This is a genomic window from Photorhabdus aballayi (assembly GCF_026153155.1).
GTDB classification, from domain to species: domain Bacteria; phylum Pseudomonadota; class Gammaproteobacteria; order Enterobacterales; family Enterobacteriaceae; genus Photorhabdus; species Photorhabdus luminescens.
In genome coordinates this window covers 110,539-125,577 of sequence record NZ_JAPFCD010000003.1, presented here as the reverse complement: position 1 = coordinate 125,577, position 15,039 = coordinate 110,539, and the positions used below count along the sequence as shown (strand labels likewise).

Genomic DNA, 15,039 nt, shown 5'->3' with positions numbered 1-15,039 from the left:
GCTATGAGAAATGAATATGTGGGAAGTCATAGCGACAGAGGTGTTTGATGCTTGGTATAACGAACAGAATGAGGAGTTACAGGATGACATTCTGGCCGCTCTGGAAATTCTGAGAGAGTATGGTCCGCAATTAGGCAGACCTTACGCTAATACGCTGCATAGCTCTGAATTTCCTAACATGAAAGAGTTGCGTATCCAGCATACCAGAAATCCTGTACGGGCATTCTTCGCTTTTGACCCCTGTCGAAATGCTATTGTTCTTTGCGCTGGTGATAAAACCGGACTACATGAAAAACGGTTCTATAAAGATATGATCAAACTTGCTGATGCTGAGTTTAAGAAGCATCTCACAGAACTGGAGAGATGAATATGGCCACACTTAATGAATTGCTTGAAAAATGCAGTCCTGAAAGCCGCCGCAGAATTGCTAAAAAAGTTGATGAAATGAAACGGGAAATAGGACTTTGCCAGATCCGCGAGGCTCTTAATGTTTCACAAACTGAGCTAGCAGCAGCGCTTGGTGTCAAACAGCCTACTATTGCGAAAATGGAACAGCCTAGTAATGACCCTAAACTCTCAACATTGAAACGCTATGTCGCAGCGTTAGGTGGAGAGTTAAACCTTGATGTTCGACTTCCTGATGGAAAACGTATCGTCGTCCATATTTAACCCCTGAATATTAAATGGGAAGACTAGGGGCTGTTGACGTTTTGAGAGAGCTTATTGAACAGCATGATGATTGGGTATAATTGCTTTCGCCAAAAACCAATCATGCCGAGAATCAGGTTATCAAAACCCCTATGGCATACGCTAGCTGTATTCATGCAACATAATGGGCTTATTTATCACAAAGAAGAATATCACCTGACCTTTGAAGGGAGCCTTTACCGCATGAGAACCGGTTGTCCCTGGCGGGATTTACCGCCTGAATTTGGGAAATGGAATACCGTCTTTCGACGTTTTAATGAATGGGCAAAGAAAGATATTTTTAATTTAATATTTAAATTGTTATCTGAATATTCTGATACAGAGTGGCTGTTCATTGATGGGAGTATTGTGCAGGCTCATCAACACAGTGCAGGCGCGGCTTCTAAAGAAAATGAACCGATAGGAAAAAGTCGGGGTGGATGGTCAACCAAGATCCATTTGGCCGTGGACAGTTACGGTTTACCTGTGCATTTTGAGCTTTCCGGTGGTCAAACACACGACATCGTTCATGCTGAAAGTCTGGTGTCTCAGTCACCGCCATCGGATTTTGTGATTGCGGATAAAGGTTACGATAGCGAAGCCTTCAGGCTTATCATGAGACAACAAGGCACAACACCGGTCATTCCCTACAAGAAAAACCGTCGAAAAGCCGATAAGCATGTTGATACATGTTTATATCGTTACCACCACTTGATGGAGAATGTGTTTGCCAGAATTAAACATTTTCGCGCAATAGCAACAAGATACGATAAGTTGGAACGTAATTACGCCAGTATACTGGCTCTGGGTTTTATCATTCTGGTTGCCTATGTGGGCTGAATAAATTATGTACCCGAAAGGTAAACAGCCCCTAATATACCCAATAGATTTCAAATTGCAGCGCGGTGGCAAGTGAACGCATCCCCAGAAGCATAGATAACTATGTGACTGGGGTAAGTGAAAGCAGCCAACAAAGCAGCAGCTTGAAAGATGAAGGGTATAAAAGTAAATAGCATACTTAAGGTATTGATGAAGCAATAGAATAGATTGTTCTTGAGTATGCTATTGAATTTCCCGTTCGTTGAGTACATCCAGTTTATTTTTTTGTTCTATAGTATGTACATTTCAACTGTACAGGGGATGCTATGAAAATTATCAACTTCACAGATGCTAGGGCAAAACTGTCCGATATTCACAAAACTTCGGTTAGCGGTGAGCCGGTTATCATTCGTCACAAATCATTTGGTAAAGCAATACTCATTTCGGCAGCTGAATAGCAGCCAATAAGTTAAGAACGTGGATTACGTCTACGTAATCGTCCGTCTTCTCTCTCTCGGTGAAATGATGATGATCCTTATCTTATTTCACATAAGTCATTATCGAGATTTTAAATCCTTTTATTTTGAGCATGTGACACTTTATTTTCATAAAGAATTCCCTAAATTAGTCAGTTATACCCGAATGTTCACACTGAAAAAAAAGAGCACTCATCCCCCTGTGTGCATTTCTCACGTCGAGGAAAAAGCAGTACAGGCTGGTTTTATGGCTTTAAACTTCACCTGCTTATTAATGATTGTGGGGAGCTTTTAGCGGTCAAGTTGACCCCGGTTAATACAGATAATTGCCAACCGGTCAAACAGTTAGTGAAAGGGTTAAATGGGTATGTATATGGAGAAAGGTTATCTTTCACAAGCACTGTGTGAAGAGCTAACAGAGGAAGGAATAACATTGGTGACAAATGTACGCAAGAATATGAAAGCCAACGCTTTATCACTATGGAATAAACTGATGTTAAGAAAGCATTTTGTGATAGAGACCGTTTCAGTTGAAAAATATTTCTCAGATAGAACACTTAAGACATTGTATTCTACTGGAAGTCATGTCAGGATTAATTGCCTGCACTTTTCAGCCGAAAAAACCGAGCTTAAATTTATGTAATTTTGAAATAGCTATCCTTAAACAAAACTGAGATTAACTATAACGATAAAGGATGTCCATAATACTGGAGATAACTCATACGAGCTGGATAAACCAGCCCGATAAATTAAAAATAATCAATGGCAAGTATATGGGAATCCTTAACTATTGAGTAGAAAGCATGAGGAACCCAAGAGTCAATGTAAATGGAATCCCCTTGCTTAAGGCTATCCCTACGGAGTTCTCTTTGCTTATTCAGCCATAAAACACCAACTTCTCCTTGAAGAACATAAACAACTTCTTTGACCTTATGACCAGTATTCAATTTCATCTTATACAAATCATTGCAAAGTGGGGTAGTTTTAAGCACCATTAACTCAGGGTCAGCAAGCGTTTTCATTACGTGACGGTAATGATAAAGATCACCAGCCTCACTTGTTTTTATTCTCTCAAATTGAGTTCCTTCACGACTAATTTTTACTCCAGATTCCAGATCATAAGGATAATTATCCAGCAAAGACAAAATATCTTGCACTGGCAAACTAATGGAACTTGCAAAAGCCTTGACACTATTGAAATCATTGAAAAATATTTTGCCTTTAAGAGTAAGATTAAGAAATGGTATATCGTCCAGAGACTTCTTGTAGCTATTCAATAATGCGGAAATTGCACCTTGATTGAAAACAAATAGATGATTTTTCATGGCTCATATTTTACGTAGTATAGAATGGAGATCCGCAACATCCTGAAAGGATAGACCTGAAGATTTAATTATTGCTACTTCCCGTACCATCGCAAGTAAAGGAGCTAATTCATGCTCTTTATAACTAATATCCAGTTTCTCAAGGGCATATTTAATTGATGCTTTACCTGAGTGCTTGCCCACTATAATTTTTCGAATACCTGCAACAAGATCGGGAGAAAACGGCTCAAAAGAAGCACTATTTTTTAGTGTTCCATTAGCATGAATCCCAGATTCATGTGAAAAAACGTTATCACCAACAATAGGCTGCCAAGGATAAAGAGGTATTTTGGTTGCTTTCGATACACACTCACAGAGACCTTTTAATGCTTCAGTTTTAATCCCTATATCAATATTATAATGTAATTTCAGTGAAAGCACTGTTTGAGCCATATCAGGCATACCAGCTCTTTCACCAATGCCATTAACTGTAGTATGGAAATAACGTGCACCTGCACGTAATCCTTCAATAGTATTGCTTACTGCATAACCAAAATCATTATGAGTATGACATTGAGTATCAATTGGTATAGCAGAAGATATTGTATTTACAACGTTATAATATTGTTGCGGAGTCAGTAAACCGACTGTGTCGGATAATCTTAATCTATTAGCCCCAGCCTCATAAACTTCACCTGCATAATCAACAACAAAATTCAGATCAGACCGCCCTACATCCTCAGCACTAATAGATACAAATGCTCCTCGCTGTTTAGCATAATCAACAAGATCACAAGCCTGTTTGATCAACCATGATTTACTTTTTTTAATACTGTTAACTAAGTGAATCTCGGAGGTAGGCAAGCCAATATGAACATGAGTAAAACCAAGATCCAGTGAATCAGAAATATCCTGCTTTATTCCCCTATTCCAAGCAATAAGATGAATATCCTGACCTTGTACACGCTCAAGCATTTCCCTGAGTGTACTAGATTCACTTCCACCCATAGCGTTAATTCCAGCCTCAATCCATTTAACACCACAATAAATTAAAGCATCCAGAATTTTTAATTTTGTCTCACGATTGAATGCCATACTAGGTGCCTGTTCACCATCTCGTAAAGTAGTATCTTCAAGAATAATGTCATCACAGAAAGCCATATTAAATTATCTCACTTAGTTTTTTTGAAATTAAAGAAAAATAATCACATTGATCACTTTCTTCACCGTAGATTTCCTTCGTATATAAAAATAAAGATTTCACTTTATCGATCATCTGAAACGCATTGAAATTCTGATAAAGTGACTCAGCCAAATGCAAATCTTTACAACGTATTGCCAAGCTAACATCACTAGTTTTCTCTCCCGAAATGATATATTTCAGGGCAACATTCATATAAGCCGAACATCCTCGACAACTTGTGAATACCTTTTGCATAAGCCCAATATCAATTTCCTGCAATAAACCCAGCTTAATAACCTCCAAAGCCCCAGCTAAATTTATACTTTCTGCTATATTGTTTAAGATTTTAAGCTGCTGAGCTTCACCCAACTTATTCGTATAGGTAATCTCTTTACAGAAGTAATATAGTAAAGGTTGGATCATATCCCAAACTACCTCATCTCCTGCTACAATAGCTGACAATGAACCATTTAATGCCCCTTCACTACCACCAGACACCGGACATTCAATATAGCTTAATGAATGACAACTTAACTTATTATGAATCTGGATTGCCTTAGCAGGTGAAATTGTACTTAAATCAATAATAATACTACCTTTTTCTAGAAAAGCTATCAGCCCGGTTACTTCATTCATAAGATATTTTTCAATGGCTGTTTCTCCTGCTGTACAGATAAAAATCACACGGCAATTTCTAGCCAGCTCTGAAATATTTTCACACCATATAGCTCCATGCTGTATAAGTTCAGTAGCTTTATTAGAATTTCTGTTGTGTATATATAATTCAACATTTTCTTTTAACAGCTTAGAGCAGATTGCCTTTCCCAACCGCCCCAATCCAATAAAACCAATATTATTCATATTAATAACTCTTTATAATTTTAATAACGATAAAATGTTTTATTTATCCTTATCATAATTAATCCTATCTAAAATTTAATTTACACCACTAAATTGTTAATTTTCACAACCTGTTTTTATAAAAGAATAAAAATCATTTTTCTATTTTAGCCATCATATCTATAAATACATAAGAATATGCGTTTATATAATAAATTATAAAAACGACGAGAAATGAAATTTTAATTTACATAATTACATACAATATTATTGAGAATCCTCATGTAGAATAAATTTCCAATAATAAATAAAAATACTATTTTTCCATAATTTTATTAATACATCTTCCAAGGTCGATTATTATTGGTGGCAATTCATACCACCAATTTCAATTATAGAAATATAATTTAAATAAAAAAAATCTTCTGAGTGAAACATCTAAAATCAATCTTTATCATCGGTAATTTATGGCAATAATTTCTGATTTAATATCCTTCTCATAATTAGAGAAACTATGAGATACATTTGGTAAGATAAATATTGAATCTCCTTCATTCATAACATCTTCTCTCAGTGAGTTATTCCCATCCAACCACTGTACCCGAACTTTTCCTTTCGTAACATACACCACTTCTTTTGAACCATGTCCTTCATTCAATTTCAAAGGTTGAGATTCATCACTATGCAAATCTAAGCGCAAAGCCATTAAACCCGGATCAGCCCGAGTGGTGACCAAATGATGATAAGTATAATAGTGAGAGCCATCACGATATTCATCACGCTTATATGTCTCATCACGGCGAGAAATTTTTACTCCATCATCCAAATCATTCCCTTTCTGATAAGAGAAGAAATATCCAATTGGGACAGCCATACGATCTGCTATAACTTGAAGCTGTGAAAAGCTTGGAAAGATAACACAATCATCTTTTATCGTTGCATTATTTTCCAGATCTCTCTCAGTCATTTTTCTACCGGCCAGTAACGAGAGAACATGTGCTTTTGGTAAAGAAATTTCTGAATCAATCATTTTACTACCTCTCAATTAAACAAGGACTCACGATACAGTTTTGACATTTCAACCAACCTTTTACTAAATTCACTATAAACATGATTTTTCTGCGGTTGGTCTAATGAAATTAAAAGTGGGTGAGAAGCCTGTATACTCTGACTTAATACACCATAACAAGCTCCAATTTGGATAAAGGTATGTGCATCTGAGCCACCAGTAGTCGCAAGATTATAACGTTCGGCAAGTTCAATATATTTATTAACATTCTTTAAATCTTTGGCTGGCACTTCTATTGCTCTGACATAACTCGCCAGTTCAGCATGATCGGGATAAGTCTTTCCTGGCCAAAAAATATGATGTGCCACTAAAATAAACCAAGTACCACGCAATGTCAGTTCCCGATGAAGTTCTGCTAATGAGTAAGCCCCAGCTCTGTGATCTAAAAGAAATAATGTATCCAGATCAGTATGAACTCCAATATTTGTACCATTCCTTAGTTGAATTTCTGCACCAGGGTACAACGTTAAACCTCCTGGTGTAACTACACATCCATCATACAATTCACCGTTCAGTTTATTTTCTACAAAAATCTCACGCATGAGACGAGCATAACCAACCGCCTCAATATGTTCTGTTACACAAATAGCATCTAGCCCACTTATACATGCAATATGCAGCATATGGCTGATATTACGCCAATCTGGTTCTATTTGTTTTTTACTCACCAACAAATGCACATGAGTGTCGATATGTAATGTGTCCATTATCACCTCAGAATCGTTATTAATATTTCTCTGAAATATTGCAAATCAAAAAGAGTTTGTTCACGATAAGGCTCGTCGTCGTAATGACGTATAATCAAACTATCTACAAAATACCTATCACACTTAAAAAGATACGCTTCATTTTCATTCATTGCTAGTCCTTGATTTCTCAGACTTAGTTGAGATCCTTTTGGCAATCGTTGATAATATTGTTCATCTATTCGGCATAAATAGCGTTTTGCTTCAGTATGCAAAGCTATTGGTCTACAAACATCATCAGGAAACCATCTATTGAGCCACGACGCTGAAATTTCAGCATGCATTCGATCTCTCTGATAATTACTTTCGTCGACATCAATCAAGTAGTGACCAAAATCATGTAACAAAGCTGCAATAATCAGTGCCTCAGACCTCTTATCATTTATTGCTTGGGTACCACACCATATTGAATGATAATAGAGATTTACTCCACCCTCTATCATAATCCTGTTCGACGCATAGAGTGCATTTATAATAAAATCAACAATCATACATGAATATCTCATGATGAGTATTTACTTTCGGCAGTTTTGAGTTCGTCGTAGTTCAACAGTTTAAATACATCTGAAAGTGGTGAAATTACGCAGTTAATTTTATTAATACTATTATCTATCTTAATCTGATAGGCCACATTTCTCATATGCGCTAGAGCTGCTCGCATCAGATGATTAGCACAAATATAAATTGATATTCCCACATCTTCTAATACAGACAGAGGTAGACTAGTATATGTTGTAGGTGCGACAACTAGTGGACAACGATGATTCCATCGCTTAGCAAATTCCAAAATATCTTTTCCATCTGATTTTTTTGAGTGAATGAATATTGCATCGGCACCAGCTTGACAGTAAGCTTCTGCTCTTTCCAAAGCAATATCAATATCTAAACCAGCAATTAATGCCTCAGTACGTGCGATTACTACAAAATCTTCATTTTTCTTTACATCATGTGCCGCCTTAATTTTCCCAATAAACTCTTGAATTGGTGTCAATGTATGCTCCCCAGAAATGAAAGAATTCATTTTCGGAAAAAGCTTGTCCTCTAGTGAGATCCCAGCAATTCCATAATGGGAAAGGCGTTTGACAATATGCTGTACATTATTGTAATTTCCATAACCGGAGTCTCCATCAAAAAGGATGGGAATAGATACTGAATCATACATATTTTCTGCTATACCAATAACTTGACTCCAAGACGCCTCATTACAATCTCTTAATCCTAAAGCAGAAGAAATAGATAAACTTGACGCCCAAATAGCAACAAAGCTAGCTTCTTCCACCACACGAGCAGAAAGTCCATTATGTGCTTCTAGAATCAAATCAACTTTATGGTTATTAAGTATTTCTTTAAAAATTCGAGCGCTATTATGTTTATTTATAGGCATCATTATCACTCACATATAATTTATAGTTATCAAGGATAATTCATAATAATTTAATTATCTTTAACTCAATTTATATAACTATAATATCTATATTAAGAATAGATAATGTTAACAAAATGTCAAGAAAAAATATTTAATCAAAAAATTAATTAATTTCATGTTATTATTTATTAAAGTATAACTATTTAATACTGTAACAAAATATCAGGTAAAATATAAAGGATTATGAAAGTTATTCTTTATATTAACACCATCTATGAAACTAAAGAATTACTTTAATACTCTTCTATCCATATATCCATACGAATACTATTAACCAACAGAAAAAAACTTATGGCAGTGCAAACTACTGGGTCCGTCAATTCAAACGATTAGGTCATAAGGTGAGTGAAACAAATCAGTCTCCAGTATGTGGCGCAATTTAGGATGAGTAGCAAGAATAATAAAAATGACACTGTTGCCATTGTGGTGACGGATAGTCTCCCATGTATGCGTTATGTGCTAGAAAAGACACTGGAACAGCAGGATATTTAATACCTACATCGGGTTTACCAGCGTTGAGTGAAAAATAGAACTACACTGATCAATTAGATATGCAGCTTGAGGTTAGAATATGGTATTGCCATAACAAGAAACAATCATAAGATAGAACAATGTTTACCCGAACATCTAGAAAATGCCGAAAATAAATTGGCTGCATTGAGCCGTTAGCGATTTCAGGAACTTTTGTTTGAGCACAAAAAGCAACGGCTGCATTTGAAAGAGCTGGATAAACGCTTTGAGCATCTGAGTTTTCAACAGGAGAATATGTGCCGACTACAGACACTCTAAGTGTAGGACTGCTAGGGCTTTAGCCTGCTGTTAGCATGAGGCGACAGTACAGGATTTAAGAATGGTCGCCATTTTGCCAGTTATCTAAGGTTGGTTCTTAAAGAGCACAGCAATAGTGGCAAAGTCAGATTATCGAGTATCACGAAACAGAGGATGCGTACTAAATAACCCGAATTCTGTTTAAGCCGTCACTGAAAAATCGTCTTCCGAATAGAAAACTTTCAGTGATGGCTTCTTCCATTTAAGACAATAAGCAATCAAACCGCCTAAAACGGTCAACATAAATCCTTTTATACTTCGGTGGCGAGAATGCTCTATTTGAGAAAGGGTTTTTAATTGCCCATTAATCGTTTCGATGATAAAACGCCTTGATAACATTATTTTATCCCACTCAGCCAGCAAGCGTGCTTTCATATTTCGGCGCTTTTGGGTGACGAAAGTGACACCGGTTTTGCCTAAATCGTCTGCCTGTTCCTGACTGAGATAACCTTTATCGCCGTAAAGCGAGCCCGTTAATGCTGTTGTTAATTCGCGAACAGGTTCCCGATCATCTACATTACCGGCAGTGACTTTAAGCGCCAGAATTTCACCCTGGTGATTGACAACCAGGTGTAATTTGAAACCGTAAAACCCTCCCATTGAATTTTTTCCGCGCTTTGCTATCCCGGCAAAGACCTTATGTCGAGGAATGCGAATGTTATGGCAGACACTCAAACGGGTGGAATCAATAAAAGCAATGCCTGTTGGTTTCCCTTTTAATTGAGTCAGATAGCTGCATAGTGGCGCCAAAACGGAAGGGGCCATACTGACAAAACGAGGATAGCTGAGCAAGGTGGGAAAATCGTTGTGGTGATATTTCCAAATATATTCTAGATAAAAATGTTTAAAATTACGGTAATGTGACAGATGAAAAAGGATCAAAATGGTCATGATTCCACTGGGATACATGTGACCTTGTCGGCGGCGTAACCGATGCTCGCTATCGAGACAAAATTGTTCCGATTGAGGGATAAAAAAACGGCAAAAATCATCGACATCACAAAAAATCTCAACTAACTTATCCATAGCCTGTTCCACCTAGGAGCTGTTTTTGGTGTGCGTCAAAACTTTGCTCCTAGAACAGGCTTCTCGTCAATTTCTTATCCAGAATTCGGGTTAAATAAGTTAGTCTGTTCAGAAGATTGTTGAAATCATGAGGTCAGAAAGTGCGAATTTTTATCAGGGATCTTTGAAACCAAATATATGTTTGCGACTACATTACCAGAAAATTTTATTTACTATCTTGAATTAAGTCGGTGTCTATATAACCATTTAGTTATATCCTACCTTTATCCATTCTTTAGCTTGAGTTTCAATCGTATCAATGATAAATATAGCTAATTATTAGTGTTATTAACACAGAGTATTCATCAATATAAATAAGGTTTCATAATTCCGCCACACGCGGATTTCTTCAACTCATTGTTATACATAGGGTTGTTGGTAGATAAGATGTAGCACCATTTTGGAAAGTTATTTATCGTTGACACGAATATGCACAAGCACCGGGAGTATAAGAAATTTAAAGTCTGGAATAATGCTTACCCATGGGGAAACGAGACGATATCTCCGAGTCAACTAAATACATTCAACAACTATAGGTTTTTCAGAATGCTATCAAAGGCAACATGACAAATAGAATAATCTAATAATATTAAGTAGTTAATAACAAGATAAAAGAAACAAGTAATGAACAAAAGGAAAACAATCACCATGTTTAATAATAGAGCTGTTATGCTTAATGTGTTATTAATCTCTGCAAACATCACCGGTTCGTCTGGTCTGATGATTTGGGTAGATACTATGCTTAAAGATGGAGGCATGATTCTATACGCTTATGTTCCTGTTTTTTCCTATTTATTGGGGTTATCCCTAGGGTGTATGACCATATCCTTCATCATTCGAAAAATGAATATTGCTCTTTTTGAAAAAAATATTTTTGGATTCTTCTTATTCTTAGCAACTATAAACTGCATTCTCTTTGCAAGAGAAATAACACTTATTTCAGTTTGGCTGGATGCTCTACATAGAATATTATGGGGAGTAATAAGTGGATTTATTGTCATAATGGGAAGAAATATTATTATAACCGAAGGAAATGAAAATAAGACGAATAAGGATTTCTCTATCTTAAGCCTGGCGTTATTAAGCTTGCCATTTATAATCCCAGTCACTTTCTCTTTCTTCGGTTTAAACTCCCGTACATCAGCAGATTTTTTTTCTACTTTTATTTATTCTATTGCTTCAATTATCTATTTTACTGGCTTTAAAAATAATAATTCAAAAAATCAAAAACATAACATTAAGGATTCTGTAAAAACAGACAATAAATTAATTGTTTTCTTTTCCTTTTCAAGTTTGGTTATAATCAATGTTTGTTTTTTCCTCTCTTTAATGATTATGCCAGCAATGCGAACAAAATATTTTGAACATATTGATATGGTTCAAATGTATATCATACTACTGATTATATGGTTCCCCTTTGCAATTGGCATCATGAAAGTCATGAAATCCGTACTTTTAACAAAAAGAATCATGATAGGTAATATCATTAAATTATTTTCCCTCGGATTTTGTTCACTTGGAATTATTATAAATTCTGGCATGCTCTATTTGCTATTCACAATTATGGTATTTTTAGCTAATACAATTATGCAACCTGTTTTTTTCTCTTATCTGGGGTTATATTCAAAAAATTCTCTTTATACTTTGGGTATGCAGTCAGGTGTTTATGTATTTATTACTATGATCATTCTCTTTTATACTATTTACTTAGGTGTTGGCCTTGAAGAAATTATTACTGGATTTACAATATTATTAATTTCTTCAATAGTTAATTCGACTATTTTCCTTTCAATAGTTAATTCAAAAAAAATAATATCAAGTAGTAAAAAACGATAAGTTTATATAAAAACAACTTTCATTGATAATATCTCAACCTTGCCTTTATCTTTTAATTAATTCAATTAAAAGATAAAGGCAACGGATATTATTTGAAGATATCTTAATCTAACCTCAGTTTTGTTTAAGGATGGCTATTTAAAAATTACGTAAATTTAAGCTCGGCTTTTTCGGCTGAAAAGTGTAGGCAATTAATCCTGACATGACTTCCAGCAGAAAACCGAGAACACTACGATGTCTTGAGTACTCTATCTGAGAAATATTTTTAAACTGATCCACAACAGTCTCTATCACAAAATGCTTTCTTAACATCAGATTATCCCATAGTGATAAAGCGTTGGTTTTCGTACTCTTGCGTACATTTGTCACTAATGTCATTCCTTCCGCTGTCAGCTCTTCACACTGTGCTTGTGAAAGATAACCTTTCTCTATATACATACCCACTTAACCCTCTCACTAACTGTTTGACCAGTTGGCAATTATCTGTACTAACCAGGGTCAACTTGACCACTAAAAGCTCCCCACAATCATTGATAAGCAGGTGAAGTTTAAGCCATAAAACCAAGCCTGTATTGCTTTTCCCTCGACGTGCTATGCCATCAAAGACTCGACTCCGGGGAATTCTTTATGTAAATAAAGTGTCACATACTCAAAATAAAAGGATTTAAAATCCCGATAATGACTTATGTGAAATAAGATAAGGATCGTCATCACTTCTCTGAGAGAAAGAGAAGAGAGAGATTTTTCATGAACTATTGAATTATCAAGTGCAACGTTATGCTGTCTAATGTAACTCTGTAAAAACTACTAAGACTTGAGGAAAACGGGAACATTGAATAACTGTTTTTGCACATGTCCCAGAAATCTATCATTAAAGTCATTCCGATGCTTATTATTATGTAAAATATCACTTACGAGTTAATTGGTGATTAATAATGGAATTGATTTAACTTAAAAATATACAAAAATATTCAAACTTATTAACATTAAGCTAATTTTATTGTCTTTAACGTTTATACACTATTGGGTACTGTAGCTTAATAGCTGTGAATAACTGCATTATTGAAAAGGTAGATTCACATAATAAGTGCAACATCGTTAATCCGGAAGTAAACATATCCGTATTCCTTTAAATAATTCATTGGGTATTTTACTACCCCGAGTTTTTCAGGGGCGGTGATTTAATCGGTTTACCACAAAATTTATCTCCTTAGCTGAAACTTTATTAAAATCGGTTCCCTTTGGAAAGTATTGCCTAATTAAATCATTGATATTATCATTGATCCCTCTTTCCCAAGGCGAATAAGAATGGGAAAAGTATATTTGTGCTTCTAATTTTTTTTTACTGATGATTTCATGATCCGCAAATTCCAAACCATTATCGAATGTGATGGTCTTAACTCTTTGTTTTAGCGGGTATAATATTTCCACTGCCACTTTCGCGACTTCTGATGCCTGCTTGTTATCAAGTTTAACAATAATTGTATACAGCGTTTTGCAGTCAACGAGGGTTAATAATACACTTTATTTATCTTTCCCAATTATCGTATCACCTTCCCAATCGCCAATACGTCCTTTTCTATCAACGACTTTCGGGCGTTCATCAATACTGACTCGATTTTTAATTTTGCCTCTTTTTTCATAGCGACCATAGCGTTTACGATAGGGTCTTCTGGCAATTCAGATATGTTGCGAGAATTCGTCAGAATTACACCAGAAATGCTGATATGTTTAGCGAAGGAAAACATTTCTTTATTATAAAAAACAAATAATTACAATAGTTTAAAAAACAGAGTATCTTTAAGCTACTCTGTTGAACTTGACAAACTATCTTTGAACGAGTCTGTTAAAAATGGCATTCAGTTAGCGGAACCTGGTAAGCCCGTATTTGTAGAGGTCAACAATTGTTGCCCTAGAAGGTCGATCTCACTTCTTAGCACCCATCAATATGGTCTGAATACGCCACTTACGTGTAACCCGATACTACATAGCTGGAAATTAATTAAAATATGAGTTCACCGAAGGCTTACAAAGATTTCTTACTATTAGTATTACGGTATCTCCTCATCGCAACTGATTACCAGCGCCCTATTCAAAGCCTGAGCTAAAGCGGTTTTATTCTCATTATCCTCCATCAAACTAGAATGATTACCCGGAATAACAATCAACTGAAGTGAAGAGCCAGGCATTATCTGTCCCCAATCTAACGATGGATCCATGATTAAAGGTTTTGGTCTGTCATCCTTAAAAAAAGAATTAGGGGGAGGGTTCTATCGCATAAAACTGATACAGCATTACCTCTAATAAGAGTTTTTCCACTGGGTCTCTAGCTGATTCATTGGAGGATATACCACGGTAAATGGAAGAGCGGAAAGAATCGTTGGAACTTGAATACTCTGAATTCTAAGGGATGGATTTATGAAAATTGTTTTAATTTTCAGGGGTAGTTGTTTTTGCCCTGTCATATAGTCCTTCTGATGTTCCTGATTAGGCAACTACTGAATCGGTGAGAAAAGAGTATCCTGAAATTGACAAGTTGTTGGAGAAAAGTCAAAAAGGAAAAATTATTTTGGTATTGAAAAACACGAGCTGGTCTGCTAATCATTAAATACAAGCTATCATATACCATTCCCCATAATGACGCGCATATCGAGGATAATACAGTGCTTACCGTCCACGGAGTGATGATCAAGAAAGAAGAAGCCATACAGATTGTTTTCCCAATCGAATGCATAAAGCTGCATTTCAGGTTAGTGATAC

The 15,039-nt window shown here is 35.8% G+C and carries 15 protein-coding genes and 3 pseudogenes; 7 read left to right on the top strand and 11 right to left on the bottom strand.

The genetic code is table 11. The features are described from left to right. The first annotated feature begins 16 nt into the window (after positions 1-16). The 5 genes and pseudogenes from OO184_RS02950 to OO184_RS25160 form a co-directional block, all read left to right on the top strand. Positions 17-367: a type II toxin-antitoxin system RelE/ParE family toxin gene (locus OO184_RS02950; RefSeq protein WP_265377905.1), complete on the top strand. Its 351-nt coding sequence runs from the start codon at positions 17-19 to the stop codon at positions 365-367. A 2-nt stretch (positions 368-369) separates the two neighbouring features. Beyond that, positions 370-669: a helix-turn-helix domain-containing protein gene (locus OO184_RS02945; RefSeq protein ID WP_265377904.1), complete on the top strand. Its 300-nt coding sequence runs from the start codon at positions 370-372 to the stop codon at positions 667-669. Between the two features lie 102 nt (positions 670-771). Then, positions 772-1,531 (top strand): IS5 family transposase gene (locus OO184_RS02940; protein WP_265377903.1). Its coding sequence is split into 2 segments (ribosomal slippage): positions 772-1,508 and positions 1,507-1,531, totalling 762 coding nucleotides; the frame shifts between segments, so codons are not numbered across the junction. A gap of 301 nt (positions 1,532-1,832) precedes the next feature. Then, positions 1,833-1,964 (top strand): type II toxin-antitoxin system Phd/YefM family antitoxin, encoded by a 132-nt coding sequence (locus OO184_RS02935; protein WP_265377902.1) that lies wholly within the window; start codon positions 1,833-1,835, stop codon positions 1,962-1,964. Positions 1,965-2,013: 49 nt separating this feature from the next. After that, positions 2,014-2,656: pseudogene (locus tag OO184_RS25160) on the top strand (transposase); the annotation flags it as partial. A gap of 75 nt (positions 2,657-2,731) precedes the next feature. On the opposite strand, the gene OO184_RS02920 reads toward OO184_RS25160, so the two are convergent. From OO184_RS02920 to aepX, 7 genes are all read right to left on the bottom strand, one after another. Beyond that, the gene (locus OO184_RS02920; RefSeq protein ID WP_265377899.1) at positions 2,732-3,307 is read right to left on the bottom strand and encodes a cupin domain-containing protein; all 576 of its coding nucleotides are present in this window, start codon (positions 3,305-3,307) and stop codon (positions 2,732-2,734) included. 3 nt (positions 3,308-3,310) lie between these two features. Beyond that, positions 3,311-4,447, bottom strand: a complete 1,137-nt coding sequence (locus OO184_RS02915; protein ID WP_265377898.1) for a hydroxymethylglutaryl-CoA lyase-like TIM-barrel protein — start codon at positions 4,445-4,447, stop codon at positions 3,311-3,313. Between the two features lies 1 nt (position 4,448). Next, the gene (locus OO184_RS02910; protein WP_265377897.1) at positions 4,449-5,330 is read right to left on the bottom strand and encodes an NAD(P)-dependent oxidoreductase; all 882 of its coding nucleotides are present in this window, start codon (positions 5,328-5,330) and stop codon (positions 4,449-4,451) included. 433 nt (positions 5,331-5,763) lie between these two features. Beyond that, complete coding sequence (locus tag OO184_RS02905) at positions 5,764-6,339, bottom strand: cupin domain-containing protein (RefSeq protein ID WP_265377896.1); 576 nt, start codon at positions 6,337-6,339, stop codon at positions 5,764-5,766. Positions 6,340-6,350: 11 nt separating this feature from the next. Next, a complete protein-coding gene (locus OO184_RS02900; RefSeq protein ID WP_265377895.1) occupies positions 6,351-7,085 on the bottom strand; it encodes a PHP domain-containing protein in 735 nt (244 codons plus the stop codon). A 2-nt stretch (positions 7,086-7,087) separates the two neighbouring features. Then, positions 7,088-7,615, bottom strand: coding sequence for an HD domain-containing protein (locus OO184_RS02895; RefSeq protein WP_265377894.1), 528 nt, complete (start codon positions 7,613-7,615; stop codon positions 7,088-7,090). Between the two features lie 11 nt (positions 7,616-7,626). After that, on the bottom strand, positions 7,627-8,511 hold the full coding sequence (aepX, locus tag OO184_RS02890) for a phosphoenolpyruvate mutase (RefSeq protein ID WP_265377893.1): 885 nt from the start codon (positions 8,509-8,511) through the stop codon (positions 7,627-7,629). A 918-nt stretch (positions 8,512-9,429) separates the two neighbouring features. Between aepX and OO184_RS25030 the strand changes: the two genes are divergently transcribed. Next, entirely contained in the window at positions 9,430-9,507 is a 78-nt protein-coding gene (locus OO184_RS25030; protein ID WP_312023679.1) for a hypothetical protein, read from the top strand. Between the two features lie 12 nt (positions 9,508-9,519). On the opposite strand, the gene OO184_RS02885 is transcribed toward OO184_RS25030, so the two are convergent. Further along, positions 9,520-10,404 (bottom strand): IS982 family transposase, encoded by an 885-nt coding sequence (locus OO184_RS02885; RefSeq protein ID WP_265377892.1) that lies wholly within the window; start codon positions 10,402-10,404, stop codon positions 9,520-9,522. A gap of 687 nt (positions 10,405-11,091) precedes the next feature. Here OO184_RS02885 and OO184_RS02880 point away from each other — a divergent pair. Next, complete coding sequence (locus OO184_RS02880; protein ID WP_265377891.1) at positions 11,092-12,279, top strand: hypothetical protein; 1,188 nt, start codon at positions 11,092-11,094, stop codon at positions 12,277-12,279. A gap of 138 nt (positions 12,280-12,417) precedes the next feature. Here OO184_RS02880 and OO184_RS02875 read toward each other — a convergent pair. The 3 genes and pseudogenes from OO184_RS02875 to OO184_RS02865 form a co-directional block, all read right to left on the bottom strand. Beyond that, a pseudogene (locus OO184_RS02875) lies at positions 12,418-13,068 on the bottom strand (transposase). Between the two features lie 309 nt (positions 13,069-13,377). Further along, positions 13,378-13,959 (bottom strand): annotated as a pseudogene (locus OO184_RS02870) (IS30 family transposase); the annotation flags it as partial. Between the two features lie 371 nt (positions 13,960-14,330). Next, complete coding sequence (locus OO184_RS02865) at positions 14,331-14,468, bottom strand: hypothetical protein (protein ID WP_265377890.1); 138 nt, start codon at positions 14,466-14,468, stop codon at positions 14,331-14,333. Positions 14,469-15,039: the final 571 nt, after the last annotated feature.